Source organism: Variovorax sp. PBS-H4 (assembly GCF_901827205.1).
Classification (GTDB): domain Bacteria; phylum Pseudomonadota; class Gammaproteobacteria; order Burkholderiales; family Burkholderiaceae_C; genus Variovorax.
Genome location: NZ_LR594675.1, coordinates 4,665,661 through 4,684,069, shown reverse-complemented (window position 1 = coordinate 4,684,069; position 18,409 = coordinate 4,665,661). Strand labels below are relative to the sequence as shown.

Here is an 18,409-nt window from a genome sequence, read left to right as displayed (position 1 = left end):
GCCGGTTCATGTTCAATCGAAGCTGATCTGCTCCGCGAGCAGCACGCCGTCGACGATCTGCGAGCCCGAGACCGTCACCTGCTTGCCGTTGGACAGATTGACCACCGTGCCGTTCTCAAAGACGACGCCCGGGCCGCTCGCGTCCACCGGCTGGCCGCGCACCTGGAAGGCCGCCGGAGAACTGTAGCCGGCCACCGGGCCGATGAGCTTGAACGAAGCGGGCCCGCCGGTCCCTGGAACATGCCTGATCTTGAGCTTCGTCGCGACGAGGACGCCGGCGGCCATGGTGCCACCGGCTTCCACCTTCACGCCGTTGCCGATGGCACCGGCAAGTCCGCCGGTGATCTGCGCCGAGGCGGCATCGACCTCCGTACCCAGCAGCCGGAACGAATCCGGTGACACGAAGTCGGTGATGACGCCTGCCAGCTGAACCGGGGTGCTGCCCGTCTGGGGCACCGTGTGCCATGCCTCCACCACTGCGGCGGACAGCACGCCCGGCATTGCCTGGGCGGCGGCACGCACGCGGACGATGGCCCCGTTCGCCAGCGTGCTGGCGTCGATGCCGCCTGCGAAGGAGGCGGTGCCGTAGTCGACGCTCAGACTGCCCAGCGTGAAGATGCGCGAGCCGGTGTTCAGGTTTTGCACGGTGCCCGTAGCGATACGGGCCGAGCTCGCCGGGTGCTGGTCGACCCGCGTGGCGCGAAGCACGCCGGGCGCGGCGGGCAGGCCCCAGACCTGAACGGCTGTGCCCGGCAGCAACCCGACCAGCCCGGGCGCCTGGGCCCATACCGTTGCTTCGTCCGTCGTCACGGTGGTGCCCATGAGGGCGAAGCTGCCGCCGGCCAGATCGACACTGGCGACCGGTCCGCGCAGTTCCGCGGCGGAGACCACCTGTTTTGCGACGCCGCTGGTGAATTCGGCATTGAAGGCGCCGGTGACCTTGGCGGTCATCCCGATCTGAAGAGCCGGAGCGTCCTCGACGCTGAAGACGGCGCTGTCGGTGTCGTACCGCAGCCCGTTGACGATGATGCTGCCCAGGCCATCGACGCCGCCGATGCCCACGGCGTCCGCGGTGCTCACGCCGGTTCCACCCGATCCCACGCCCGAGTCGTCGCCGCCGGCAGCGGCTGTCGACGAGCCGCCGTCCGATACGCCCGATCCATCGACCGAGCCTGTTCCATCCGACGCGCTCGTTCCCGCTGCAGATGCCGACACGCCGTCGCCCGAGGCGTTGCTGGAGAGGCCGCGGAACGCAGTGCCGGACGAAGCGCCGCTTGTCCCGCCAGGGTTGAAGCTGCCGCTGTCGCTGCCGCCCCCGCACGAGAGCAGGAGGGTCATCGACGCTGCGATCAAGCCGCTTCTCACGAGGCTGTTCTTCATTTCTTCCCTTCTTGCGCGGTCGGGGGCACGCCGGATCCGGCTTCCGCCGGGTCGGTGGATTCGGCCTCGTAGTAGGTATAGATGCCCACACGGATTCGGCCCGACGCACTGCCGGCGGCCGAGGTCACGGCCCGTGTCATCTCGTGCGTCAGCTCATGATGCAGACTGCTCCAGCGTTGCCGGACCAGTTGCTCGATGCCTTGGCAATCCTGCAGGGTCACGCCGTTGGCGTAGACGGCCCGCTCGAGCAGGGGCGCGCGTTCGCCCAGGGTGTTGGACACGGCGGCCAGCAGGTGATCGCGGGCGTTGTCGCCGAAGAAGGCGAGCATGGATTGCAGATCCTTCGCGGGCACGAAGGCTTCGGCCGTGATTTCGACACGGCCCTCGTGCTCGGCCACCATGTTCAGGCGGACCAACTCGTCGAGGATCGCGCGATGGTGCATGTTGCCGCGGCTCGCTTGCCTGGCCACCGTTTCGAAGGAGGGCACGCCGGCCTCGGCCACGATGGGCAGGCGCCGGTGTTCGGGGTGCTCGGCCAGCATCTGCAGCCACAGGGTGAAGGTCTTGGCGGCCGCCGACATTTCGGTATGAGGCAGGGCTTCGCCCAGCTCGCGGACTTTGCTGGTGACGGCCTTGCGGTTGAGACCGGTCGACACCGAGAGTTGGCTGAGGTTGGGGTTCCTCACCCCCTGGGCCTGCCAGGAACGGCGCGCCTCGCTCAGCAGCAGGTCACGCAGCAGTTCCTCGAGATGGGGATGCTTGACTCCCATCGCCAAAGCGAGCCGGACGACCGGGCGCATGACGCGTGCGCAGGCGGCCAGGGCCCAGGCGAGCTGGTTTTCCATGTCAGTGAGAGGCCCGTCCCATGCCTATGCTCCGTTGTTGTCGTGGCGCCGAAGGGGACTCGGCGGCCGGTTTTGCAGTCGGCGAGGATCGCACAAAAAATCGTGCACCACGCTTCAGGCGCAGGTGCCGAGCGCCGTCCGCGTGATCGCGGCCCGCCCGGTGGCGCTGATCTTGACCACGCGCTCTTGGCCGCCGACGCTGGGGCTCGCGCGGCAGATGGTGAAGGTCGCCTGGCTGGCGCCGACGCCGGTGGCCTCGAATGTCAGCGAGGTGGTGCCGCCGGCTTCCGTCAGCTTGTAGCCGGCGGCGGCGGCCGGGTGTCGTTGGATGACCGTCGTGCCGCTGAGGACGATCCAGCCGGTCTCCCAGCCGCCCGAGGTGCTGCAGCCGGTGCCGTCGGCGGACACGCACATCGTGACCGAGGTGTTGCGCTTGATGGCCTCCGTGCGCGCCAATTGACTGCCGGTGACCAGATCGGTGGCGTAGGAGGTCAGGCGGTTGGAAAGCCGGATTCCATCGAAGGAGGGCACGGCCACCGTGAGCAGGATCGCCAGCACGGTGATCGTGACCATCAGCTCGATCAGGGTGAAGCCGCGCCTGCGGTTGCCCGGGGCGGCTCCGAGCATGGCCGTGGGCGAGCGTTGGACGTCTGCAGCGCTCACTTCTGGATGAACCAGTAGACCCGGCCCTTGGGCTGGCGGAAGGCGGCTTTGCCGACCGCCTCCTTGGGGCTCAGGACCGAGTCCCGGCTGCCTCCGATGACGACGTCGCGCTGGCTGCCGTTGTCGTCTCTGACCCGGCCCACGAAAGGAGAGGGTGCCAGGCCGCCACCGACGATGACGTCGGAACGCGTCCCTCCCTGCGGGGGCGACGCGTCGAGGTAGGACACGTTGTAGACGCTGGCGGTGCCGAGGTCGGCGCGGCAGGTCTGGCTTTGCGTGGCGGGATCGCTCGGTATGTGGGTGCTGAATGTCGTGATGCCATAGGCCGTGACGGACGAGGTCACGACCTGCTCGCCGGCCGCGAGCGTCAGGTACCAGCCCTTCTTGGCCGCCAGTTCGGCGCCGGTCGGCGCCGACGCTCCGGTGATCGCCACCAGTGACTGGTGGCACAGTACCCTGAGGGAACCGCAGCGCAGGGGTTCGGCGTCCAGCCAGGTACCGTCGGAGGGCTTGTCCACCAGCATGTAGAACCGGTTGGCGGCGGACAAGGCATTGCTGTAGTACCGCAGCGGCTTCTCGCGGTCGCCCGAGCCCAGGAGCAGCACGTACACGCCGTTGTCCTCGACGACGTCGGGGCCGAACATGAACTTCCGGTTGGGCGTGCACGTGACAACCGGATCGTCGCATCCGAGCGAGGCGAGCCGCATCATGGTCCAGGCGCCGGGTGCGGCGTCCTTGATGTCGATGCGGTAGACATCTCCGCCCAGATCCGCCGCGTAGGCGTACTTGGCCAATCCCGCGGCGTCGTTCACGATCGTGACCTCGCCGGACACCGCGCGGCCGGTGGTGAAGGTCTTGAGCACAGTGCCCGAACTGGCGTCGAGCACATAGACCTTGTTGCCCTTGGTGCCTGCACTGCACGTGATTGCCGGGTAAGCCGTGTCGACGTCCTCGCACTTGTCGTAGCCGCCGCCGAAGACCAGCAGCGGCCCGCTGCTGTAGCCCGAAGCCTTCACGACCTTCGGTGCCGACCAGGTCTGGCCGATGCCGGCGAAGCCGGTATCGCACCCGGTGTCGTTGTCCTGGTTGGGGCAGCCCTTGCGCCATTTGAGCGTAGGCGCCGTCGGGCTCGACACGTCGAATGCGTAGAGCGCGCGACCGCCGCGGCGCATGGATGCGAACAGCCAGGTATCGCTGCCCTGCCGATATGCCGACACCGGACCATCCATGCCATAGGGCTTGGGTGCGGCGGCGCCGGTGGTCGTGGCGGCGGTCTGGGGGTAGTTGATGCGGAGGGTGTTGTCGCGCAGCCGCTTCAGACTGCCGTAGAACTCCGGCGGGATGAACGACCACAGCTCGCTGCCCGCGGGGGCCGAACCGAACAGCGTGCTCGTCGTGCTGCGATTGCCGTTGATCGCGCGAAGTGCGCCGTCATTGCCGCCATAGAACACCACGACTTGCGGCGCTGCATCGGTGCCGTAGTTGATGGCCACCGGGCGCGAATGCACCACGTCGCCGTGCACCGACGGGCGCATCGCGGTGGGGTAGATCAGGGGATTGCCGTTGCTGTCCTTCAGAGGGTTGCCGCTGCTGTCCAATCTTTCGTCGCCCTTGTTGTCGGCGCCGCGGACCCAGCTGACCAGCGTGTCGCGGTCGGCGTCGGTCGCTACGCCGACGTCCGAGCGCGCCACGTTGCCGGTGCTGAAGTCGATCAAGCCCGTGCAGGCGCCCAGCGCGCAGGTCTTGACGTTCCGGGCAGCCAGCGTCATGTGTCGCAACAGATAGCCCTGCGCACCCTTTTCCACGATGTTCCCGTCAGGACTGTCGGCGACCTCCTTGCCGATGCAGTCCCCGGCCGGGCGGAAACTCCAGTACTTGTCTGTGTCGCTGCGTGCGGGTGTCCAGAAGCTGCGTGCGCACGGAGCGATGAAGCCCGTTTCGGTGTTGATGGCGTTGGCATCGTCGGCATCCTGCAGGACCAGCTGCTTGTTGCCATCCAGGCCCAGCTTGTACTGCTTGAGGTTGCCATTCCAGCGCGGCAGGGCGTCCTGGTCGGGACGGAACATGCCGACGAACACCTGGTTCAGGTAAGTGCCCTGCGTGTTGACGCTCACGGGCAGGCTCACCGAGGAGAACACGCTGTTGACGGACTGGATCTTGCTGAAGATGTCGTTGAGCGCGTCGCCCAGGGCCGCGCCCAGGTCCGGCTTTGCGCTCAGGTCGTAGTACTCGCCCTTGCTCTGGCCGGCCATGCTCTTGAGCAGCGCCGTCCAGCCGGGTCCCTGGCCACCGCTCGCGGCGGCAGCCTCGATGGTGTAGACCTTCACGCCGAGGCTGGTGTTCAGGAACTTGGCCCACTCGTCCGCCATGTTGTCCTGGGAGCCGCTGGGAGTCAGGGCAATGGTTGTCGTCGTGCCGCCAACCGCCCGCAGCGCATCGGCAGCCATCATGGTGTCACTGGTGTTGTCCTGCGGAGCGCCGTTGCTGATGTAGATGACGTAGGTGCCGGTGCAATGGGCCGTGTTCGGGCTGTTGTACGCCGTGCCGGCGAAAGCGCTGAGGGCGTTGCCTGGCAATGCATAGATGGCCTTGGACGCAGAGGTGCCCGTGATGTTTCCGGTGTAGTCCGTCTTCAGCTTGTTGTTGCCGGCCATCGGGGCGCCGCCAGTGAGATAGCGATGGATCTCCACCATCGTCTTGCCGACCTTGCCGCCATTGGACTTGTCGTCGAGCTTGTCGAGCCTGCCAGGACTGCCGGCCCGGAAAAGTTCGCCGTATTTGATCTTGGTGCCGTCGTCCAGCGTGCGGACGGCCGCGCGCACATAAGCTCCGTCGACGTTGGAGTTGCCGTTGCCTGTCTCGCTGAACATCATCAGGCCGACACGGAATCTGTCGGGCTTGAGGCTTGCGAAGGCGTTTGCCAAAGCAGTCATTTCAGCCTCGAAGGGCTGGTTCCAGTTGGCGGTGTTGTCCAGCACGAAGATCACGTTGGGGAGATCCGCGATAGCCGGCGTGTAGCCGGTGAACAGGTCGATGTCCTCCGCCCGCGCCGGTGTCGACAGTTGAAGCACCAGCAGGGCGGCGGCCCAGAGCGGTTTGAGGAAGTTCTTTTTCATTTGTCGAACCTGTTCATCGTCTGATCGCAAGAAAGAATCCTTCAGGGGCAGAACGCTTCGAACTGCGCCTGGCTCATGAGCACGCGCACGCCTTGCCGGACCGCGGTCGAGGCGCCGGTGACTTCGTCGGTCACGGTGGTGCTGATGTCCCAGACAGCGTTGTATTGATCCGGCACCGCGGTGAGTCCCGAGCCGCTGGTCGAGCCGCCGCCGGTGATCCCGCCAGGGCCGCTCGTGGTGCCGCCGCCTCCTCCGCCGGAGACCTTCGTCACCCGAACGCAATTCGGTGGGGCGATCTGCACCCTGTAGTCGGTCTTTCCATCGTTGTTGATGTCGACCAGGCTTGCGGTCGCCACCGGCGCCACCATCGATGGGCTGCCGTCCGCGTTGGGCGGCAACAGCGAGGCAGCGACCTCCTCGATGGCCCGGTTGGCTGCGGCTACCGCCTCGTTGCGCGCCTGCATGTTGCCCACCGACTTGAGGTTGGAGACGCTGACATTGAAGGCGACGGCCACCGTCAGCGTGATAAGCACCAGCATGATGAGGCCGACGATCAGCGCGGCGCCGCGCTGCCGGCTCGAGTGCGTGGTTCTCACGGCGGCGTCTCCCTTCGGCCTGTGACGTTGGTCAGGCGCACGGTCGTGGAGAACACGTGCCGCTTGTAGTGGTCGTTGTACGCAGGGAGCGTCGCAGCGCTGCCGAGCTTGTAGGTCCTGGCGTCGGTATGGCCCGGAGAGGGCTCGATGCTGCGGGCGAGCAAGTAGAACTTCACGGCGACCGTGTTGATCAACTGGTCCGCCGTGCACGGCGTGCCGGTGGTGCAGCGCACGAACGCGCCGTCGGGACTGCCGTCTCCGCGATTGGTCGGTGTCGTCTTGTTGGTGGCGTCGAGCCAGTTGATGGCCTGTGTGTAGTTCACCGCGACGCCGGTCTTGCCCAGGGTATCCAAGCCCAGTTCCACGCGAAGCCCCTCGATGCCCTCGATCAGTGCCACCGGATCCGGATACACGGGGGTGCCGCCGGCGGTGTCCAGGCGCGACCGCACCAGTGTTGGAATACCGTCGCCCACTGTTTCGGCGTAGTCCCGAACGTAGTAGATGTCGGAAATGAACCTGCGCTTGAGTGCCGCCGTGGTGCAATCCTTTTTCTGGATGGCCGTGAAGCCTGCAGTGTTGAGCTCAAACGTCGAGGGCGTTTGCGTCGCGCACAACGACGATTGGAAATAGAGCCTGCCGGGGACTTCCTCGCAGTTGGATGGCGCTGCCGACGAGAAGCAGGTTTCGGCATGCCGCACCACCAGCACATCGGTGTCGGCCTTCTTGTGGGTCACGATCGCCGCGCAGCCGGCAGGAACGTCCTCGTAGGTCTGCACGGGAATGTTGAGCAGGCTGCGCTTGTAGTCGTCGGTCCAGTTCGCCGCCGTATAGGCCAGGCAGGGATCGGGCACCGCGGTCGGCACGTCGGCGGGCACGGTGGTCAGGGTCAGGTCGTCGAACTGGGGCATGTAGTTTTCCCAGAACCCGGCGTGCGCAACCTCGTTCTCCAGGACGTACACGGCGAGCCGGCCGCTTTCGATCTGCCGATTGACCTTCACCATCTCCCGGTTGGACTGCGACACGTTGAGGTACAGGGTGATCAGGGCCGCCACGATGATCAGCGTGATGGCGATCGACACCATCAACTCGATCAGGGTCAGGCCCCGCTGCGCTGCGGCAGCGGCATAGGGCCGCAGGAGGCGATCGTGCGAGGGCGCTTTCATGTGAGCGATCCGATGCGCACCAGGGTTGTCACCGTGCGGCGGCAGAGGTCGTTCTTGCAAGGCGATGCTGCGTCGCCGTTGTAGAGGTCCTTGCCGCAGGCGACGCCATCGGGCGGCGCAGAGATCGGCACCAGGCCCTGCCAGGCGACCGTGATCAGATACTCGTTGTTGCCCAGGTCCTGCACGCAGCCGCGCCCGCCGATCACGGTGCCCAGTTTGCTGGTGCCTGAAGTCTCCGCCGCGCCCTGGAGCGCGTTGCACCATTCGGCGGCATCGACCTGCTGGCGGCTGCCGGTGGCTACGGGGCAGTTGCCCGTGCCCACCGGCGTGGCGGTGACGTAGCTCCCTGCGGCGCGGCGGTTGATCGCGATGCGGTTGGCCATGTCGTTCAGCAGGATCAGAGCCTGCGAACGCTGGTAGGCCTCCATCTCGGACACCTGCAGGCGCGATTGCAGGCCCACCAGCCCGAGCAAGCCGAAGGCGATGATGACCAGGGTGACCAGCGCTTCCAGCAGGGTCGCACCACGCTGTGATTGGAGCGTTACCATTTTTCCGGGGGCATCTTGAGGCCCTCGTTGTTGAGCGTGAGCGTGACGTCGCTGCGTTGGCTGCCCTTGGGGTCGAACGTCACGAGGAAGCTCGGCGCGGTGCCGGTACCCAAGGTGATCCTGTAGTCATAAACAGAACTCACCTCGGGTGGCAGGCTGTAGCCGCCTGCTTCGAGTGCAGCCTTGTCCGCATAGGCGCGGTTGGCGAGCAGGTACTGCTGCTGCCGATTGGCGATGTCCATCATCTGCGCCTGCGCCGCCGACCGCTTGGAACGGATGACGTACTGCTGATAGCTGGGAAGGGCGATCGCGGCCAGGATGGCGACCACCGCTACCGTGATGATCAGTTCGATCAAAGTGAATCCGTGCTGTTTGCGCATCGACGCTCCAAAACTGCCTTCCGCGGACTTTCTGTTCAGACAATCACGACCCGTCAGAAATCGGGGAAGTGTGACGATATGTTAAGAATGTGAACTTTTCACATCGGCGCGTCAGAAAGCGCGACAAATGGTCGATTTCTTCCGATGAGCGGCGCAGCGGCGTAGTCGAAAGTGCACGTCGGTGAACCGAAAACTCGCACCCGGCGTGCGGAGCTTTGTTACATCTCGTGATGGTTGGCACGCAAAGCACAATCGCGGGATGCAGAACGGTTTTTCCGCCTTCCACGTGCTCCGCGAGGGAGTCCGCCTGCATGGCCGCGTCGGCGGCAAGGGCGCTCCCTTGCTGCTGCTGCACGGCCATCCGCAGACACTTGCCATCTGGCACCGCGTCGCTCCCTTGCTGGCCGAGCGCTTTACGCTGGTAATGATGGATCTGCGCGGCTACGGCGATTCGGATCGGCCCGCGGCCGATGCCGCGCACCTTGCCTACAGCAAGCGGGAGATGGCAAGAGATGCAATGGCGGTCATGCGCAGTCACGGGTTCGAACGCTTTCAGGTTCTGGCGCACGATCGCGGCGCGCGCGTTGCGCACCGGCTTGCCATGGATCATCCTCATGCTGTCGAGCGCCTGATGCTGCTCGACATCGCGCCAACGCTTGCCATGTACGAGCAGACATCGGATGCCTTCGCCCGTGCGTACTGGCACTGGTTCTTCCTGATCCAGCCACCCCCCCTGCCGGAGGCCCTGATCGAGTCCGACCCGGCGCGCTATGTCCGCAGCGTGATGGGCAGCCGACATGCCGGCCTGAGACCCTTTGCGCCCGACGCGCTCGCCGAGTACGAGCGCTGTGCCGCGATCGCCGGGACGGCGCGAGGCATCTGCGAGGACTACCGCGCTTCGGCGACGATCGATCTTGAGCACGACCGCGCCGATATCGCCGCCGGCTTGAAGCTCGGGCAGCCGCTGCGCGTGCTGTGGGGCGAGCATGGTGCCGTGGGCCGCTGCTTCGACGTGCTGAGCCTATGGCGCGAGCGCGCCGAGGGCGTGTCCGGTGCCGCGCTGGCCTGCGGCCACTACATTCCCGAAGAGGCGTCCGACGCGCTGGCCGAGGAAGCACTCCAGTTTTTTGTTTGAAGCACAAAGGAAGACATCATGAGTGGCAAGAAGCGTATTGCCGTGATCGCCGGAGACGGCATCGGCAAGGAAACCATGCCGGAGGGGCTGCGCGTGCTGGAAGCGGCCGCTCGCAAGTTCGGCATCGACCTGCATTTCGACCATTTCGATTTCTCGAGTTGGGACTACTGCGAGAAGCACGGCAAGATGCTGCCGGACGACTGGAAGGATCAGATCGGCGGCCACGACGCGATCTATTTCGGCGCCGTCGGCTGGCCGGAGAAGATTCCGGACCACGTCTCGCTCTGGGGGTCGCTGCTGCTGTTCCGTCGCGAGTTCGACCAGTACATCAATCTGCGGCCTGCACGCCTGATGCCGGGCATCGTCGCGCCCGTGGTGCGGCGCGACGGCACTGCGCGGCAACCCGGTGAGATCGACATGTACATCGTGCGCGAGAACACCGAGGGCGAGTATTCGAGCATCGGCGGGCGCATGTATGAAGGCACGGCGCGCGAGATCGTGATCCAGGAAACAGTGATGTCGCGCACGGGTGTGGACCGGGTGCTCAAGTTCGCCTTCGAGCTGGCGCAATCGCGTCCCGGCAAGCACCTGACCAGCGCGACCAAGTCCAACGGCATCTCGATCACCATGCCGTACTGGGACGAGCGCGTGGCCGCGATGGCCAAGAACTATCCGGACGTCAAGCTCGACAAGTTCCACATCGATATCCTCACGGCGCATTTTGTGCAACGCCCCGACTTCTTCGACGTGGTGGTGGCAAGCAACCTGTTCGGCGACATACTGTCGGACCTCGGTCCGGCTTGCACCGGCACGATCGGCATCGCGCCGAGCGCCAACCTCAATCCCGATCGGAGCACGCCGTCGCTGTTCGAGCCGGTCCACGGCTCGGCGCCGGATATTGCAGGCAAGGGCATCGCCAACCCGATAGGCCAGATCTGGTGCGGAGCCATGATGCTCGACTTCCTTGGCCACAGGAACGCGCACGACGCGATCCTGTCCGCCATCGAGAAGGTGCTGGCGCCGGAAAGCGGGGCGCCGCGCACGCCGGACATCGGTGGCAGCGCGGGCACCATCGACCTCGGCCGTGCGATTGCGAACGCGCTGTGAGCGTGTCCGTACGGGGAAAAGGAACCGCGCAAAACATCACTAGAATCGCGGGCCTCGCCGGATTGCACGGCGTCCCGTCGTATTGACACCCCGGGGACCAGTGGTTGTAATCCTTGGCGGCAGTGCGCTGCCGGCGCATCAGAACTGCCGTCCTTTCTTCTTATACGAACCCCGTGGCTTCGTCACGGGGCAAGCACTGCTTCTGACGCAACCCGATCAACTATTTTTCCTGCAAGGGGTCCTTGTGAACAAAACCGAACTGATTGAGCACATCGCAAAAAACGCCGACATCTCGAAAGCTGCTGCCACGCGTGCACTGGAATCGACCATCGGCGCCATTCGTACTACGCTCAAGAAGGGCGGGTCGGTGTCGCTCGTCGGGTTCGGCACTTTTGCGGTGGGTAAGCGCGCTGCGCGCACGGGCCGCAATCCGCGCACCGGCGACGCGATTAAAATCAAGGCTGCCAAGATCCCGAAGTTCCGTCCCGGCAAGGCGCTGAAAGATGCGCTGAACTGAGAATCGGATCACGGTTGGGTGCTTAGCTCAGCTGGTAGAGCGGCGCCCTTACAAGGCGTAGGTCGGGGGTTCGAGCCCCTCAGCACCCACCAACCGATGCAAAGGCGAACAGCAGTTCGCCTTTTTTCTTTTTCGCTGGAGAGACCCCCATCCATGTTCGACTTCATCCGACAGCACAACAAAATCCTGATGGTTGTCTTGTTCCTGTTGATCGTGCCGTCGTTCGTCGTAGTCGGCGTGCTCGACCGGTACAGCGGTTCCGGCAACAAGGGCGAGAAGGTCGCCAGCGTGGCGGGCGAGAGCATCCGTCGTCCGGAGTGGGATGCACAGCATCGAAACGAGGTCGATCGCATTCGCCAACAGCGGTCGGACGTGGATCCCGCGATATTCGATACCGACGCGCAGCGCTACGGAACACTGGAGCGCATGGTGCGCGACCGCGTGCTGGCCGCCGCCGCCGCCCAGGACCATTTCGTGGTGACTGAGCAGCGCCAGCTGGAAATATTTCAGAACGATCCGGGCCTGGCGAGTTTCGTCGTCGTCAAGGACGGCAAGCGACAGTTCGACCGCGAGCTGTTCTTGCGCGCCACCGGCATGACGCCCGAACAGCACCAAGCCGCGCTTGCCGCGCAGATGGTGCGCCAACAGGTGCTGAAGGGCATTGCAGATACGGCCCTTGCGACACCAGCGCAGACGGCCGTCATGCTCAACGCTTTCTATGACCGGCGCGAGGTTCAGGTGGCGCGCTTCGCGCCCGGCGACTTTGCGACGAAGGTCACTGTCAGCGATGCCGACCTGGAGGTCTATTACAAGCAGCATGTCGCGCAGTTCCAGGTGCCGGAGCAGGCGAGCATCGAATACCTCGTGCTGGATCTCGAGGCCGCCAAGAAGAACATCGCCGTCAACGAGGCCGACGTGCGCACCTACTACGAACAGAACCGCGAACGCCTCGGCACGAAGGAAGAGCGGCGTGCCAGCCACATCCTGATCAGCGCGCCCTCCAGCGCTTCAGCTGCCGAACGCGAAAAGGCGCGCGAAAAAGCGCAGGGATTGCTTGCGGAAGTGAAGAAGGCGCCCAGCAGCTTCGCGGAAATTGCCCGCAAGAATTCGCAGGACCCGGGCTCAGCGGAGAAGGGCGGCGATCTGGACTTCGTGACGCGCGGCGCCATGGTGAAGCCGTTCGAGGATGCGATGTTCGCGCTCAAGAAGGGCGAGATCAGCGATCTGGTCGAGACCGAGTTCGGCTATCACATCATCCAGCTCAACGACATCAAGCCGGGCGTTGTCCCGCCTTTCGAGCAGGTGCGCGCGAAGATCGAGGACGAGGTTCGCAGCCAGCAAGCCACGCAGGAATTCGCCAAGGCGGCCGAGACCTTCACTGATGCCGTTTACCAGCAGCCCGACAGCTTGAAGCCCGCCGCCGACAAGCTGAAGCTGACGATCCGCACGGCGGACAAAGTGTCACGTGCGCCCGTGCCTGGCGCGGCGGGAGCCCTGGCCAGCCGCAATTTCCTGAACGCTCTGTTTGCGCCCGATTCGTTGGAGCGCAAGCACAACACCGAGGCAATCGAGATCGGTCCCAACCAGCTTGCGTCCGGCCGCGTCACGCAATACGCCCCAGCCCGCGCGCAGCCTCTTGAGGAGGTCAAGGACAAGGTTCGGGCACAGCTCGTCGCTGAACGCGCGGGGGCGCTCGCGAAGGCGGAAGGGGAGGCCAAGCTCGCGGCTTGGCAATCGAACGCCGTCGGCGCGACCTTTGGTGCAGCGTTGACCGTGTCGCGGGTGGACGCGCAGTCGCAGCCAATGCCCGTCATCGAAGCAGCACTGCGCGCGGATCCGGCCAAGCTGCCCGCGCTGGTGGGCGTGGACCTCGGCACGCAGGGATATGCCGTCGTTCGCGTCAACAAGACAGTGCCCCGCACGCCGCCCGCTGCAGAGATGGCGCAGCAGGAAACGCAGCAAGTCGCATTGGCGACCTCGGCCGCGGAGTCAGCCGCGTACTACGAGATGCTCAAGAGCCGGTTCAAGGCCGAGATCCTGGTTCCAATGCCGGTCGATGCGGGCATGGCCATCCGGCGATAGCTTTTTTCAGGCTACAATTGCGAGCTCTGCGGTGGCTGTAGCTCAGTTGGTAGAGTCCCAGATTGTGATTCTGGTCGTCGTGGGTTCGAGTCCCATCAGCCACCCCAACAAAATCAAGGGGTTGCGCTACAAAAACGATAGCGACAACCCCCGAAAATTCCCAAATTGGGAATATCACAGAGCCTTCCGGCTCACCACTCTGGTCCGGTCATAGACGCCCGCCGTCGTTGCCGGATCGGCGTGCAATTCGGGCAGACTGCCAAATTGCAATTTGAAGTAGGTGGTGTAGTGGCCGCGCAGATCGTGAAAAGTAAATCGCGCTTCCACAATCTTTTCATCGAGCGCCTTTTGCATTAGACGCGCCCACATCGCTTTGAATCCGGACTCCGAATATGGGTTGCCGGTCTTCGGTGCGCGGAATACCGCGCCCATTGGCGAGTAGCCAGGCAGGGCTCGCATGCGGTCCAAAACCTCCTTCAGCGCCGCGCTCACGCCCACCAATTCCCGCTTGCTCTTGCTGCCGCGTTGCTTCGCGCGTTGTAAGCGCACAACTTCCTCGTCGACCTGGGGCCAGTGCAAATCGAGGAATTCGGCGCGGCGGTTGCCGGCCAGCGCCGCGAATTGCGCCATGGACACCAGCACCACGGCGCTCTTGCCCTGCTTCAGTGCCCAGGCCACGAAGGCGTCCAGCTCGTGCTTTTCCACCAGCCGATCGCGCGGCTGCTCCGGGTTGCGGCTGACCTCCTTGCACGGGTTGCGGTCGATGTCGCCGCGCTCGACGGCCAGCTTGCACAGGTTGGACAGCAGCGCCACTTCCCGGTTGGCCACGATCGGCGCGGCCTCGCGGTACACGCGCAGGTAGCGGGCCACGCTCTTGGGCCTGAGCTGGGTGACGTGCCCCTTGCCGAAGACCTTTTCGAGCTCCTTCCAGTTGTCGCGGTACTGATCCTTCGTGCTCTCGGCCAGCCGCTTGAACTGGCGGGATTCTTGGTAGAGGCGCCACAGGTGCGAGAAGGTGCCCTCATCGCTGCCCTGCCCGTTCAGGTCCAGCACCTTGCGGATGGCCTCGGCCTTGTCGCGGCCGAGGCTCAACGGCTTGCCGTCGACAGGGTGGTAGCGGTAGCTGAAGCCGCCATCCTTCAGGGGGCGGGCTTCCATGCGCGGCAGCAGCCCGAGCTGGGACTGGCGATCGCGGTGTTTCATTTGCGGACGCTCCAGTTAAATCCGTCGTCATCGTTGGCTGCCGGCACGGCCGGGTCGCGTTGGACCTCGAAGCCCAGCGCGCGCTTGGCGGCGTCACGGCCGACCACGACGGACCCGTCGATTGGCCGGCGAGTGTGCGGGATCTTCATCCGCTCGAGCGCGCGTGCCTGGGCGGCGTGCTGCCACATGCCGGTGATGCCTTTGATTTCCTCGCGGGAAAGGGTGAGGGCTTCAGCCATGTGCTTTCTCAGACGCGGCGCGCAGCTCGGCGCGGACCTCCATCCACAGCTTGCCCAGCATGTTTTGGCCGTCGCGGTTCGGCCCCCAGCCCCAATAGTCATCGCGCCAGGAGTTTTCAACCAACTCGCGTTCGCCGGTGGCCAGAAGCTTGCGGCGCACGTAGTCGTGCTGGTCGGCTTTGGCCCGCAGGATGCGGCGCATGATGCCCACCTTGACGGCATCCCAGTCGGGGCGGCGCAGGTGCTTCCACTGCTCGGCGATCTTGAATGCCTCGTGCGCCGATGGCGCGTCCATGACTCGGCAGGCGATGCCGTTGCGCTCATCGTCGTCTTCGTCGGTGGCGAACTTCTCCCAGTGATAGGCAGCCTCGCTGGTGGCGAACGTGATGCCCTCCCACACCAGGTTAAAACTGCTGAAGTTCGACAGCACGTAGAAGTCCTGCTCGTAGAAGCAGACTCGCTCGGCGGTGTCCAGGCCGTGGTGCTCGCCCTCGTTCGGCCACGAGTCGGCCAGCATGACTTGCAGGCGGTGCGCGATCGTTCCTCGGCTTTCGCCGGCGACCTCGGAAAGCTCGGGCCCAGACACGAGCGCGATGGCGCAGCGAAGCAGGTGGCGGTCGGCGCGAGTCATGGGCTCTGCCGGTGCTGCCGGGGGCGGTGCGGCACTACGAGCGGCGTCGTTCAGCGTGCGGCGGAACGAGTCGCGAATGCTCTCTTTGCGCTCGTCACGCATGTCAGCGCGCGTCCAGCCATTGGCGCGCAGGATTCCGTCGATCTGGTCGTCGGTCAGATCAGCCATGGTGCGTCTCCTTGTAGTTGCTGATCCACGCCTGGACCGCGTGAGCGGCCTCGAGGTAGGCGGGGGAGGGGGTCTTTGTCTTTTCCTGGCCGGGCACATAGGTCCGCCAAATGTCGTCGCGCAGCGCTTTCGGCAGGGTGAACCAGTGCTTGCGGCACCCCCACATGGCCGGGGGGACTGGGGCCGGGCAGCCAGGCCAGTGGCACGTGTGCGCCGCCTCCGGCCGCGGGTAGCTGCGCTTCAGGTGGGCGATGAGGTTCTTGACGCCTCGGCCTTCGACGTTGCGCTTGCGGTCGATCCACTTGCCGGTGCCGGGCCAGAAGTCCGCGACCTCGCGCCCGATGCGGATGTAGGCGCCGTGGTTCAGGATGGTGTGCTTCACGCCGGCCTCGGCCAGCACCTTGGGTGCGTGCTCGCGGTTGGCTGCGCGGCGCTGCTTCGATTCCTCGCGCATCGAGTCGTCATCCATGGGCAGGCTCCGGAAGCGTGACGATTCCCTGCGGCACGTCGAACAGGCCGAGCGCGCCCTTGTAGGGGGTGAAGGGGAGGGGGCGCACGTTGGCCAACTTGAAGCCGAAGCATCCGTCCATGTGCCAGCTCGACACCCGGCGCGCAGGCATCACGCAGTCGATCAGCTCGGCGATGCCGACGAAGCCGCCGCGCTCAATGGTGTCTCGCGTGATGCCGGCCGCAATGGCTTTCGGCGATGCGCCGGTGCCCTGCGCAAACGTCCATGCGTCTTCCCACTCTTCGCGCGTCATGCCCTTGGCGGCGTGGATCAGCACTGGGCCGCGGTACCGCGTCGGCCACGTCCGGTTCTCAATGTCCTTGCCCGCGTGCACGATCAGCCAAGCCCAGGGCTGGCGAATGCTGATGGCTTTCACTTCGAGCTCCTTTGAATGGTGACGCTGATGACCTGGGCGAAGTGGCTGGAGGCGATGTCGCGGGCCTCGGCGTGGCTCAGTCCGTCGATAACGAGCTCGCCGTCGTTGCGCGCCAGGCGCACGAAGGCGGTGGCGCCGGTCGTGCCGCTGGAACCGACCTCGATGACAGTCCCGCGGACGATGGTGGTGATGTCTTTGCTCATCGCGGGTACCCGTTGTGCTCGATGCCGTCCAGCAGGCGGCCTGCGGCCTTCTTGCCGATCTTGAACGTCGTCATGGCGCCGGTGCCCTGCAGGAAGGCCATCGGCTCCAGCGGTTCGTGCAGTGAGCCATCGGCATGCACAACGCCATAGGGCACGGTGCAAGCGCGCCCGTTGATGTCGTCGATCGCGTCTTGGCTTTCGTGCGGCATCGCCTTCACGCGCGAGCGATACAGCGCCGTGTGCTCGGCCTCGGCCATCTGACTGATTGGCTTCCACTCGCCCCATTGCTTGTAGAGGAACGGCACGCCTGCCTCGGCGCACTGGTCGCGCAGGTGCAGGGCCCAGTCGGGGTGCATCGGCCGCGCCTTTGGGCCGCTCTCCCCGCCCACGATGACCCAGTCGAGCCGGCGCAGGCCGTCAAGATGATTGGTGATGCCGCCGGGCTTCTGGGCCCTGGTGGGCGCGTTCTCAGGCCAAGCGGCAAGCCAGCGCAGCGACACCGGCCCCAGTAGCGGCTCCATGCTCAGGAAACGCACGCTCGCCGGCACGTCCAGCAGCTTCGGGATGTCGCGGTCGGCTTCCTCCTGATTGACGATGGTGGCGCCGAGCCACACATTGGAGGGCAGCCCGTTTATCGGCGCGCCGGGCTCCTTCAGCATGGCATTCACGTTGCCGATGCGCTTCGTCAGCAGCAGCCAGTCCAGATTCGGCGTGGCCATGATGAGCTGCCACAGATCCCAGCGCCATTCGCGCGGCACCTGGTTGTCGAACACATCGGACAGCGACGAGCAGAAAACGCGCTGGCGCCGGCCGTGCTTTGCGAAGAACGCGGCATGCTCGCGGTTCCACTTCGCCGGCAGGTTCCGATTGCTCTCGCTGGTGAGCCGGCGCGGCGCGCCCGGTCCCCAGTTGGGCGCGATGTTGATGCCGTTGACCTTGATGCCGGCGAAGCGCGCGTTGCGCGTCTCGGCGTAGCAGTTGTCGCAGCCAGGCCCGGTCTTCTGGCAGCCTTCCCAATAATTGAACGTGTGATCGGTCCATTCGATCTTGCTGTTGGCGCTCACGATTTTTTGCCTTCTTCGATGGTGGTCGCTGGCGCCGCGGCGATGGGGTTCATTTCGCCGGACACGAGCATGCGGTAGATCTGCAGCGCCACGTCCTCGGACAGGCTGCCCTCGTATTCGATGCTGATGCTGGATGCGCGGATGCGGGCCTTGACGTTCGCGCGGCCGGGCGCGGGCTTGCGGCGGGTGGTCGTGGTCGCCATCACACGCTCCCCAGCAGGAAGGGCATACCTTGGTTGTGCCCGGCGCGCAGGAACCCCCCGAAGGTGGGCGGCGCCTGCTCGTAGACCATTTCGTAGTCGTCCAGCATCTGGCGGGCGATGCCCGCGACCTCAATGAGCTCTTCGGCGCTGCGGACCCGTTCAGCCAGGCCGTCGGACTCCTGCTTGACCAGCGAGGCCAGGAGGTTGTCCTCGATGCGGCACTTGACGGTGCGCAGCTTGCTCGCGAGCGTCCGCTGCCGGAGACGGTATTCGGAAATGGCG

The 18,409-nt window shown here is 65.3% G+C and carries 20 protein-coding genes and 2 tRNA genes; 6 read left to right on the top strand and 16 right to left on the bottom strand.

From position 1 onward, the window contains the following. Positions 1-12: 12 nt before the first annotated feature. From E5CHR_RS22335 to E5CHR_RS22300, 8 genes are all read right to left on the bottom strand, one after another. Positions 13-1,380 (bottom strand): DUF5666 domain-containing protein, encoded by a 1,368-nt coding sequence (locus E5CHR_RS22335; RefSeq protein WP_162581870.1) that lies wholly within the window; start codon positions 1,378-1,380, stop codon positions 13-15. Continuing rightward, positions 1,377-2,225 carry a DUF6502 family protein gene (locus E5CHR_RS22330; RefSeq protein ID WP_162581869.1) on the bottom strand — a complete coding sequence of 283 codons (849 nt, stop codon included), beginning with the start codon at positions 2,223-2,225 and terminating at the stop codon, positions 1,377-1,379. Before E5CHR_RS22330 ends, E5CHR_RS22335 begins: the two co-directional genes overlap by 4 nt. 114 nt (positions 2,226-2,339) lie before the next feature. Further along, positions 2,340-2,888, bottom strand: coding sequence for a GspH/FimT family pseudopilin (locus E5CHR_RS22325; protein ID WP_232062159.1), 549 nt, complete (start codon positions 2,886-2,888; stop codon positions 2,340-2,342). Continuing rightward, positions 2,885-6,004 (bottom strand): pilus assembly protein, encoded by a 3,120-nt coding sequence (locus E5CHR_RS22320; RefSeq protein WP_162581868.1) that lies wholly within the window; start codon positions 6,002-6,004, stop codon positions 2,885-2,887. The genes E5CHR_RS22325 and E5CHR_RS22320 overlap by 4 nt, the downstream gene beginning before the upstream one ends. Before the next feature lie 41 nt (positions 6,005-6,045). Further along, complete coding sequence (locus E5CHR_RS22315) at positions 6,046-6,600, bottom strand: pilus assembly PilX family protein (protein ID WP_232062158.1); 555 nt, start codon at positions 6,598-6,600, stop codon at positions 6,046-6,048. Further along, positions 6,597-7,763, bottom strand: coding sequence for a PilW family protein (locus tag E5CHR_RS22310; protein WP_162581867.1), 1,167 nt, complete (start codon positions 7,761-7,763; stop codon positions 6,597-6,599). Before E5CHR_RS22310 ends, E5CHR_RS22315 begins: the two co-directional genes overlap by 4 nt. Continuing rightward, entirely contained in the window at positions 7,760-8,311 is a 552-nt protein-coding gene (locus E5CHR_RS22305; protein WP_162581866.1) for a prepilin-type N-terminal cleavage/methylation domain-containing protein, read from the bottom strand. The genes E5CHR_RS22310 and E5CHR_RS22305 overlap by 4 nt, the downstream gene beginning before the upstream one ends. Further along, entirely contained in the window at positions 8,305-8,691 is a 387-nt protein-coding gene (locus E5CHR_RS22300; RefSeq protein ID WP_162581865.1) for a type IV pilin protein, read from the bottom strand. Before E5CHR_RS22300 ends, E5CHR_RS22305 begins: the two co-directional genes overlap by 7 nt. Positions 8,692-8,950: 259 nt before the next feature. On the opposite strand from E5CHR_RS22300, the gene E5CHR_RS22295 reads away from it, so the two are divergent. The 6 genes from E5CHR_RS22295 (at position 8,951) to E5CHR_RS22270 (ending at position 13,639) form a co-directional block, all read left to right on the top strand. Continuing rightward, positions 8,951-9,826 carry an alpha/beta fold hydrolase gene (locus E5CHR_RS22295; RefSeq protein ID WP_162583840.1) on the top strand — a complete coding sequence of 292 codons (876 nt, stop codon included), beginning with the start codon at positions 8,951-8,953 and terminating at the stop codon, positions 9,824-9,826. Between the two features lie 18 nt (positions 9,827-9,844). Continuing rightward, complete coding sequence (locus E5CHR_RS22290; protein ID WP_162581864.1) at positions 9,845-10,933, top strand: tartrate dehydrogenase; 1,089 nt, start codon at positions 9,845-9,847, stop codon at positions 10,931-10,933. Positions 10,934-11,177: 244 nt separating this feature from the next. After that, complete coding sequence (locus tag E5CHR_RS22285) at positions 11,178-11,450, top strand: HU family DNA-binding protein (RefSeq protein WP_007830705.1); 273 nt, start codon at positions 11,178-11,180, stop codon at positions 11,448-11,450. Between the two features lie 16 nt (positions 11,451-11,466). Next, positions 11,467-11,542, top strand: a tRNA-Val gene (locus E5CHR_RS22280). 61 nt (positions 11,543-11,603) lie between these two features. After that, complete coding sequence (locus tag E5CHR_RS22275; protein WP_162581863.1) at positions 11,604-13,532, top strand: peptidylprolyl isomerase; 1,929 nt, start codon at positions 11,604-11,606, stop codon at positions 13,530-13,532. Positions 13,533-13,563: 31 nt separating this feature from the next. Beyond that, a tRNA-His gene (locus E5CHR_RS22270) sits at positions 13,564-13,639 on the top strand. A 67-nt stretch (positions 13,640-13,706) separates the two neighbouring features. Here E5CHR_RS22270 and E5CHR_RS22265 read toward each other — a convergent pair. From E5CHR_RS22265 to E5CHR_RS22230, 8 genes are read right to left on the bottom strand one after another with little or no spacing between them, the layout of a single operon-like run. Beyond that, positions 13,707-14,690: a tyrosine-type recombinase/integrase gene (locus tag E5CHR_RS22265; protein ID WP_232062157.1), complete on the bottom strand. Its 984-nt coding sequence runs from the start codon at positions 14,688-14,690 to the stop codon at positions 13,707-13,709. Between the two features lie 41 nt (positions 14,691-14,731). Then, positions 14,732-14,974, bottom strand: coding sequence for a DUF4224 domain-containing protein (locus E5CHR_RS22260; RefSeq protein ID WP_162581861.1), 243 nt, complete (start codon positions 14,972-14,974; stop codon positions 14,732-14,734). Beyond that, positions 14,967-15,773, bottom strand: coding sequence for an NADAR family protein (locus E5CHR_RS22255; RefSeq protein WP_162581860.1), 807 nt, complete (start codon positions 15,771-15,773; stop codon positions 14,967-14,969). The genes E5CHR_RS22260 and E5CHR_RS22255 overlap by 8 nt, the downstream gene beginning before the upstream one ends. Further along, positions 15,766-16,242 (bottom strand): hypothetical protein, encoded by a 477-nt coding sequence (locus E5CHR_RS22250; RefSeq protein WP_197893869.1) that lies wholly within the window; start codon positions 16,240-16,242, stop codon positions 15,766-15,768. The genes E5CHR_RS22255 and E5CHR_RS22250 overlap by 8 nt, the downstream gene beginning before the upstream one ends. Beyond that, positions 16,235-16,657, bottom strand: a complete 423-nt coding sequence (locus E5CHR_RS22245; protein ID WP_162581859.1) for an ASCH domain-containing protein — start codon at positions 16,655-16,657, stop codon at positions 16,235-16,237. Before E5CHR_RS22245 ends, E5CHR_RS22250 begins: the two co-directional genes overlap by 8 nt. Beyond that, positions 16,654-16,860, bottom strand: a complete 207-nt coding sequence (locus E5CHR_RS22240) for a hypothetical protein (protein WP_162581858.1) — start codon at positions 16,858-16,860, stop codon at positions 16,654-16,656. The genes E5CHR_RS22245 and E5CHR_RS22240 overlap by 4 nt, the downstream gene beginning before the upstream one ends. After that, a complete protein-coding gene (locus E5CHR_RS22235; RefSeq protein ID WP_162581857.1) occupies positions 16,857-17,924 on the bottom strand; it encodes a phage Gp37/Gp68 family protein in 1,068 nt (355 codons plus the stop codon). Before E5CHR_RS22235 ends, E5CHR_RS22240 begins: the two co-directional genes overlap by 4 nt. Beyond that, positions 17,921-18,127, bottom strand: coding sequence for a hypothetical protein (locus E5CHR_RS22230; RefSeq protein WP_162581856.1), 207 nt, complete (start codon positions 18,125-18,127; stop codon positions 17,921-17,923). The genes E5CHR_RS22235 and E5CHR_RS22230 overlap by 4 nt, the downstream gene beginning before the upstream one ends. Positions 18,128-18,409 lie beyond the last annotated feature (282 nt).

What these genes read in the sequence shown, in the direction of transcription:
- E5CHR_RS22305 (WP_162581866.1), bottom strand. Translation starts at nt 8,311, where the DNA reads ATGGTAACGCTCCAATCACAGCGTGGTGCGACCCTGCTGGAAGCGCTG.
- E5CHR_RS22330 (WP_162581869.1), bottom strand. Translation starts at nt 2,225, where the DNA reads ATGGAAAACCAGCTCGCCTGGGCCCTGGCCGCCTGCGCACGCGTCATG.
- E5CHR_RS22295 (WP_162583840.1), top strand. Translation starts at nt 8,951, where the DNA reads ATGCAGAACGGTTTTTCCGCCTTCCACGTGCTCCGCGAGGGAGTCCGC.
- E5CHR_RS22265 (WP_232062157.1), bottom strand. Translation starts at nt 14,690, where the DNA reads ATGGAAGCCCGCCCCCTGAAGGATGGCGGCTTCAGCTACCGCTACCAC.
- E5CHR_RS22260 (WP_162581861.1), bottom strand. Translation starts at nt 14,974, where the DNA reads ATGGCTGAAGCCCTCACCCTTTCCCGCGAGGAAATCAAAGGCATCACC.
- E5CHR_RS22335 (WP_162581870.1), bottom strand. Translation starts at nt 1,380, where the DNA reads ATGAAGAACAGCCTCGTGAGAAGCGGCTTGATCGCAGCGTCGATGACC.
- E5CHR_RS22230 (WP_162581856.1), bottom strand. Translation starts at nt 18,127, where the DNA reads ATGGCGACCACGACCACCCGCCGCAAGCCCGCGCCCGGCCGCGCGAAC.
- E5CHR_RS22255 (WP_162581860.1), bottom strand. Translation starts at nt 15,773, where the DNA reads ATGGCTGATCTGACCGACGACCAGATCGACGGAATCCTGCGCGCCAAT.
- E5CHR_RS22240 (WP_162581858.1), bottom strand. Translation starts at nt 16,860, where the DNA reads ATGAGCAAAGACATCACCACCATCGTCCGCGGGACTGTCATCGAGGTC.
- E5CHR_RS22300 (WP_162581865.1), bottom strand. Translation starts at nt 8,691, where the DNA reads ATGCGCAAACAGCACGGATTCACTTTGATCGAACTGATCATCACGGTA.
- E5CHR_RS22275 (WP_162581863.1), top strand. Translation starts at nt 11,604, where the DNA reads ATGTTCGACTTCATCCGACAGCACAACAAAATCCTGATGGTTGTCTTG.
- E5CHR_RS22290 (WP_162581864.1), top strand. Translation starts at nt 9,845, where the DNA reads ATGAGTGGCAAGAAGCGTATTGCCGTGATCGCCGGAGACGGCATCGGC.
- E5CHR_RS22310 (WP_162581867.1), bottom strand. Translation starts at nt 7,763, where the DNA reads ATGAAAGCGCCCTCGCACGATCGCCTCCTGCGGCCCTATGCCGCTGCC.
- E5CHR_RS22320 (WP_162581868.1), bottom strand. Translation starts at nt 6,004, where the DNA reads ATGAAAAAGAACTTCCTCAAACCGCTCTGGGCCGCCGCCCTGCTGGTG.
- E5CHR_RS22250 (WP_197893869.1), bottom strand. Translation starts at nt 16,242, where the DNA reads ATGGATGACGACTCGATGCGCGAGGAATCGAAGCAGCGCCGCGCAGCC.